Below are 7,347 nucleotides of genomic sequence, written 5' to 3'. Positions count from 1 at the left end.
GAACACCGCTTGTAGAAATTCAAGCGGTGTTTTTCGTGAGAAATTGGCAAAATTTCAGGTAGCAAAGTGTGGTGGAGTTTTGCAGATTTCATTTTCAACTGTCCGATTTCTTCGGACAGTTGGCTACCTTCGTTTTTCAATTTGACTTTCAAATTATCAATACATCTATGAAAGAATGTAAAGATCCAATGTGAAATATTAGGTTGCAATTGATATAGGGGGTTGAGGAGAATAGGAAACACCGTTTTCAGGCGGAAATGCTGTTTTGTTTTTAATTCAGAACAATATTTTATACACAAGATAAATTTGATTTAAATTTCACTATCAATTTTTTCCCCAATCGTGTCCATATATGCCTGTAAATCAATAGCAGGTACAGTTCCGATTGCTTGTTGTAAATAACGAGTTAATTGCATAAAGAAAGTGATTAATGAATTTTCAGACTTGCTAAATACCAATGATTGAAAAGTTCGATTCTGATAATAATCGTGAATGCGTTTTTTAAAATCCGTTTTCTCATTAATATCTTCTTCTCCTTGATATTGCACAAAGAAACTGCCATAATCCACAATACAACCCAAATCAATTCCTTCTAAATCGGTTAAAGACTTGATATGCTTTTCAATAGTATCATTATTGTTATGTGTAAAAGAGTTGGTGGTGGTTAAAATTCCACCAATGATTTTTGTTAGTGGACGAGCAGATAGCTTTTGCCCAGAATTAATCATAGATGTTGACGTGCGGTCTAATCTTCTGACACTGGCAATTTTTTGACCTGCATACTGAATGTAATTAATATCACCAACATTTCCCTGAATATCAGGCTTGACTTCAAAAACAGCATAAACCCCTTCGGCTGGAATGTATTTAAAGCCATTTTGATTAAAAATAAATGGTGTAAACCAATTATCATAAATGACAATATCAATTTGGTCGCTGGTATTTCCGTAATAATCAATCACAATCGCCTTATCTACACTATAACGATTTGGTAAATAATTTTTTAACCATTCAATCCAAGCATTTTCCAAAGCATCACCTTTTGAACCTGGATGATAAATAAACTCACGATTGGTGCTTAATTGGCTTTGCATTTGCCCTTGCATACCACGAAACAAGGCTGATAAATCAACATTATTCATAAACAACTAACCTACCTTCATCAAAAATAAAGAAATTAAAATCCAACAATTTATTATTAGAAATACTTAAAATAAGTAAAACAGGATTATGAAGCTGAACTGTATTGCAGGTAGCAATATTATTCATTGCTTGTAAATCCGTTGAACTATACCACGCTGGTGCATTGGGATGGCTATGCCATTCACCTATATAATACAAACCAGTTTCCTGAAATATCTTTTCAAAATTATGAATTTGCACATTTAATTCACGCCTAAATTCCACAGGCGAGCTGGCGTATTTATCAACCAATAAAAAATCTTTAATATACAATTTAGTAAAATCATCAGAGTAACAACCTAAAAGAAATCCACCATATTCATTTGGATAGTGATGAATGGCTGTTTTTGTCATGAGTTCAATGATTTGGTGTTCGAAACATAATTGAAGGTTTTTGTATTTTTTAACAATCATTAAAATCTCTCAACCTTTAAATTAAAATTATCATCATATTGAATGACAAAATGTTGATAATTACTTTCTTGAATCATTAAGTTAATTACTTTTAATGATAACTGAACCATAATGGCAATGTCATTATAAGATGCTTTAAAAGTTGGATTCCAACATCCGATAGGATTGTATAAATCCAAAGTATTATTCTCTTTATCTAAAATTTTATCAACCTGATGTCTCACAAAACGGTAGTGATTAGGTGAAATACCACACACTAATGCTTTTGCGTGATTGGTTATGGATAAATTAAATATGGTGCTGGTTAAATTTAATTTATCCGTAAGATACATTAAATCATCATCGGTAGAGCAATCAAAAATATAATCAAATTTTGAAAATTGCTCTGATAAAAAATTAAGATATTCTGATGATATATCAAGTTTAATACACTCTGTTGCCAAATAACGAATAGAACTTAACTCAATAAAAGGTGAAATATTCAACAAAACACCTGCTAATTCATCTGTTTTATTTGCATAGGGTGGTAAAAAATTATATTCTGAACGACAAATATTTTCTGGTTCTTTAATATCATAATCAGCAATGGTAATATTTTTACAACCACCACGCACAAGCGTCTTCGCAACTTGACTTCCAATTGCTCCCAATCCAATAATAAGCACTTTTTTAGTAGTCAAATTTGAATGAAATGCACCCCGCCCAAAGAAATAATCATAAGATGAATTTTTTGAAATAACCCAGTTTATTTTCTTATCGCAAAGTTCATATCTTCCTTGCTTATTTTTGAAAAATAATTCTTTCAAATTAATCATCGCAACTTGCCAATGAATATTTTGATTTTTTGTATTATATCCAATAAAAATAGGTATATATTCTTGTTGGATAGTAAAAGTAATCTTCCAAATTTCACTTAATATTTGTTGATTAAATATATCATTAAATTCCTGCCAATTTGAAAATGAAAATCTATCATAAATTGAGGGTTTATCTTCAATAAATACATAAATTCCCGATAAGTTACTTTCCTTATCTAAGTAAAAAGATGACCATTGGCAATTTTTCTGGGTGATATTATGCGTAAAGGACTGCACTAAATAATTGTGCATATCCTTGTCTTGATATTTTGATTTTGTTAAGTAAGTATTGGTAACAATGCCAATCTCATTTTTAGAAAATGACTTATCAATATCAGTAAATTGAAATGAAAAATATGCTCCATTGCAAGTATGATTTTCTGTAATGAGATGTTCATAATGCTCATCTTTTTCTTGATTGATGACATATTTTTCAATCCATCGTTTGATTGCTTGGAAGTCTTGTTGTAATTTTTTCTCAAAAATAATGCAATGCTGATTGTGAAAACAAATAGCATTATCTGACATCACATGACTAAATTTTTTATACTCATCATTTTTTAGACAAAAACGAATGGATTCACTATCACTAATTTTTAATGGATAGGCTTGTTCAATGATAACATTAAAATCAACAGGCTTGTCTAATCCTTCAAAATCAAAAGTAATATCAAAACTTACCTGCTCTTTGGAAAAATCAAGAGCAGATAAATTTTGAATATATGGAATGGATTGAATGGTTTCTTCCAATTTAATTTGAGAAAATTTCATATTAACCAAATCGTTGTAAAACAGGTGGTGTTGAAACTAATGCAGAACTTTTCAGACCATAAGACTTGTTTTCTTCTTCATTATTTTCAGCAAATTTTTCATTTAATGGAAGATAAAATTCTATTTGTTTCTCATTTAATTCTATTTGTGCCAACATTAAGTTTAATCTATAAACCAGCGTGCTTTTTTCTCCACTATCTAGAGATAATGCCAAATCATTATTGCTATTTCCAGGGTCTTTGAGTGTAAAATTTTCTCTTTCAATATTATCAATGATATAATTTAAAACGGTTTTAAATTGTTCCCATAAATTACCCTGCGGAGACGACTTTTCATAAGCCTTAATCACCAATAATTCAATAAAAAAAGACTTGTATTTATGCTGATGACAAGCTTTCCAAATTTTTAGTAAACGAATGACTTTTCTTTCATTTTCTTTGGCTTTAATGTGTTCAATTTGAGCGTGGATGTTGGTTTTAAGATAGCCATCTCCTTGTGTTTTATGTAGATTTAAGTTTTTTGTTGCTGAAAAAGAATCTTGACTGGTCTCTCTTGCAGGAACAATATCAATATTAATTTCATCTTCTTCATTAAAAGTCAAACCAATAGAAACACCTTGTTTTTTAACAGGAGTTTCATTTTGATATTTTTGTTTTAATTTTTCAAAGACATCTTCAAACATTGCATCCAATGTTGAAAAAGAATTGTGTTTGAATGGAACAACCAAATCCAAATCAAATTTAGTATTAATAGCTGTGCATTTCTTATATGACCCTGAATTAAAGGGTTCATAAATTTTACTACCATACTGTTCATTTAAAAATTGTTTAATCTCATCTCGTTTAGAACGATAGCTATTCACCAAATCGTCAATGTGTTTCATTCTGTAACTTTCTAAAACAGAATTTAAGTAATCACTTTTATAGTGAGCCATAGTCAATCCTCATAAAATTTTCAGGGTATAACAAATTATTTTAGGTTGTAAGGAACCTCAAAATACTCTATTTTTCCTATATGGGATCGTATCTCGGAGATTTCAAGCTTTAACTAGCTGCAATATAGTCTTGATTGAAATATAATTTCAGATTATCCCCCACATAAAAGCACCAATTTTTCAAAATAACCCAAATCTGCCAGTAGCACACTTATTATTCCAATCAAAATCATTTGGACACCCAAGACCTAATAATTTAATTTTTTGAAAATCATTCTCAACAAATACTTAAATTCACTATAAGCACACTATTTTGCTTTTATCATCAGCATTTTGGGTGATTGTCCTAATGAGAGTCGTTTTGCCCATTTACCCTATTATAAAAACTAGCAATTTACTAATCTTTATCTCATTAATTTTATTGGGTAATAAAAGCCCAAGATGGCTAAAACCCTACCCCTTTAAAACCCCAATCATCTCCCCCCACTCCTCAAACACCTGCGGGATTTTTAAAATTTCCCCTTTTTCAAAATAATAGCGATGACTTTCTAGGGCAATGGTAGCAAAAATATGGGCTTGGTAATCCCAATTTTTATCATCTGATTTTATACGTTTGGCGTGGGCGATAAAGGCATTTTTTAATAAGCTGTGCATATCGTCATACAAATGGTGGCTGGGCGTTTTGATTTTCCAAAGTGCCAAAATCAGCCGTCTTTTTTCTAATAAACGATTGCCAATCATTTGCATAAATCGCACCAAATTATCGCTTTCAAAGCGTTGTTTTAACAGGGTTTGGTATTCGGCTTTCACTTCTTTAATCAATTTGCCCGCCAAATCGCTTTTGCCTGAATAGTGGCGGTAAAAGGTCGTGCGGTTAATCAAGGCTTTTTCAATGATTTCTTGGGCTTGGATTTTTTCAAACGGTTTTTCGTCCAGCAGATCGATGAGTGCGTTTTGGATCATCAGGTGCGTTTTAACAGTGCGTAAGTCCATACTTTTTTCATTTTGTGCATACAGATTTACTATTTTATCTGCTTATCAGGTTAAATTCAGCTATTTTAATGTTTGTTAGCTTGGGGGCGAATCTCTAAAATACGCTCATTGATTGAGGAGAACCGCATTATGATTAAAGTTCATTGCCTGACAACGGGTTGGGTGCAAATTAAAATTCATCATCAGTTGGCACGTTTTTTGGCTCGTCCTTTACGTGTGTTGGATGTTTTAACCGACAGCAAATGGTCGCCAAAATTGCCGATTGGTTGCTGGCTGATTGAACACCCAGAAGGGTTGATTTTGGTGGATACGGGCGAGAGTAGCCGTGCCAATGACAAGGGCTATCAGCCGTGGTGGCACCCATTTATGCAGTTTTGCGAACGCCGTGGCGTGAAAGCGAGCGAAGAAGTGGGCGAAGTGTTGAAGGCAAAAGGTTTTGACCCCTTAAAAATTGACACGGTGGTAATGACCCATATGCACGGCGACCACGCAGGCGGATTGCCCAATTTTCCCAACAGCCGATTTGTTTTGACCGAGATTGAAAAACAGGCGATACAAGCCCCAAATGCGGTGTTTAATGGCTATTTGACCAAGCATTATCCTGATTGGCTCGCCCCTGATACGATTGCCTTTAATGACGGTGCGTTTGAAAGTTTTGAGCAAAGCCACAAACTCACCAAAGACGGCAAAATTCGCCTTGTGCCAACCGCAGGGCATACGCTTGGGCATCAGGCGGTGATTGTAGATATGGGCGAGTACTATATTTTGATTGGTGGCGATGCGTCTTATTGTGAAAAAGATATGCTTAGCGGTAATATTGACGGCGTATGTATGGACGGCAAATTGCACCAAGCAAGCACCGCTAAAATGCGAGAATTGTGCAAACGCAAGCCCACCATTGTGCAACTGGCTCACGATGAACAGAGTGAATATCGGTTGAATAATAAAGTGTTTACTGTGGTAAATAATTAGCGAGAAATGACCGCTTGTTGAAAGGCAAGCGGTGTTTTTTTATTGAAATTTTGCAAAATATTTTCAGACGGCTTAAATCATTTATCTTTCCATTTTCAAAAACCAACTTCCCATTTTTAACCATTCAATTATCAATAATAAAATTCTATAATATCCCCATACTTTTTAATGGGAGAACCCAAAATGACCGACTATCTTGACAATTCAAACAAAAAAATCAAACTCGCCCTGCAACTCGTCTCTGGCTATGCATCCGAATTTCAATCGTGGCGACTGCCCGAGAGCCACGAGAAAGCCTATACCGACATTGATTTTTATGTGGAAATGGCAAAAACGGCTGAACAAGGCAAAATCCACACCCTATTTATCGCCGACACGCCGTCCTTTGGTGGGGCGGGTGGCGGTTCGGACATTGCCACTCGCTCGCCTGCTTTTCCGCTTGAACCAATGGTAATGCTCTCTGCCGTTGCCTACGCCACGCAAAAAATCGGAATGGTGGCAACTTTTTCAACCACTTACAACCTGCCTTATAATTTGGCTCGTCAGCTTAAAACGCTGGACACCTTATCCAAAGGGCGTATGGGCTGGAATGCGGTTACCACAGGCACGCCTTTTACCGCTTATAATTTTGGCGACAAGCCCTTGCCCGACACCGCCACACGCTACGAAATGGCACACGAAATGGTGGAAGCGGTGCAAACTTTGTGGGGGACTTTTGGCGAAAGTGCCTACATCACCGACAAAGCCACAGGGCAATTTGCCGATATGAGCCAGATTAAACCCGCCAATTACAAAGGCAAATATTACCAAGTCAAAGGGGCGTTAGGCGTTCCCGCCACACCGCAAGGACAACCGCCCATTTTTCAGGCAGGTCCAAGCCCAGAAGGCGTGGAGCTAGCAGGACGCTTTGCCAGTGGCGTGTATGCCAATCCGTTTAGCATTGAAGAAGCCCGTGCCTATCGCAATGTGTTAAAACAAAGTGCAATGGCACACGGTCGTAACCCTGATGAAATCAATATGTTTAGCGGATTTATGTTTACCATTGGCGACACTTATGAAGACGCACTCGCTCGTAGAATGCAGTTATTGGACTTTATGAGCGATGATGAATTTTATGGGCAAATTCGCTATTTATCGGCGATGATAGGCGTGAATTTGCACGGTTTGGATTTGAATGAACCCTTGCCAATCGCCCTACAAAATCAAGCCACACCGCACCCCAAC

7 protein-coding genes are annotated in these 7,347 nt (G+C 35.5%); 2 read left to right on the top strand and 5 right to left on the bottom strand.

The window, feature by feature from the left end; genetic code table 11:
* Positions 1-311: 311 nt before the first annotated feature.
* The 5 genes from ACJHV0_RS02590 to ACJHV0_RS02570 form a co-directional block, all read right to left on the bottom strand.
* Positions 312-1,142, bottom strand: coding sequence for a DUF6602 domain-containing protein (locus ACJHV0_RS02590; protein ID WP_483133303.1), 831 nt, complete (start codon positions 1,140-1,142; stop codon positions 312-314).
* The gene (locus tag ACJHV0_RS02585; protein ID WP_483133302.1) at positions 1,135-1,596 is read right to left on the bottom strand and encodes a M67 family metallopeptidase; all 462 of its coding nucleotides are present in this window, start codon (positions 1,594-1,596) and stop codon (positions 1,135-1,137) included. The genes ACJHV0_RS02590 and ACJHV0_RS02585 overlap by 8 nt, the downstream gene beginning before the upstream one ends.
* On the bottom strand, positions 1,596-3,224 hold the full coding sequence (locus ACJHV0_RS02580; RefSeq protein ID WP_483133301.1) for a ThiF family adenylyltransferase: 1,629 nt from the start codon (positions 3,222-3,224) through the stop codon (positions 1,596-1,598). Before ACJHV0_RS02580 ends, ACJHV0_RS02585 begins: the two co-directional genes overlap by 1 nt.
* Position 3,225: 1 nt before the next feature.
* Positions 3,226-4,158: an SMODS domain-containing nucleotidyltransferase gene (locus tag ACJHV0_RS02575; RefSeq protein WP_483133300.1), complete on the bottom strand. Its 933-nt coding sequence runs from the start codon at positions 4,156-4,158 to the stop codon at positions 3,226-3,228.
* Positions 4,159-4,611: 453 nt separating this feature from the next.
* Entirely contained in the window at positions 4,612-5,151 is a 540-nt protein-coding gene (locus ACJHV0_RS02570) for a TetR/AcrR family transcriptional regulator (RefSeq protein ID WP_483133299.1), read from the bottom strand.
* Between the two features lie 129 nt (positions 5,152-5,280).
* Here ACJHV0_RS02570 and ACJHV0_RS02565 point away from each other — a divergent pair, with 129 nt between their 5' ends.
* Both ACJHV0_RS02565 and ACJHV0_RS02560 read left to right on the top strand, forming a co-directional pair.
* Positions 5,281-6,123 (top strand): N-acyl homoserine lactonase family protein, encoded by an 843-nt coding sequence (locus ACJHV0_RS02565; protein WP_483133298.1) that lies wholly within the window; start codon positions 5,281-5,283, stop codon positions 6,121-6,123.
* A 183-nt stretch (positions 6,124-6,306) separates the two neighbouring features.
* Positions 6,307-7,347: NtaA/DmoA family FMN-dependent monooxygenase (locus tag ACJHV0_RS02560; protein WP_483133297.1), on the top strand; the 1,041-nt coding region annotated here is incomplete at its 3' end.

It is taken from the genome of Mannheimia sp. (assembly GCF_056854775.1).
This window is presented reverse-complemented; position numbering and strand designations above follow the sequence as displayed.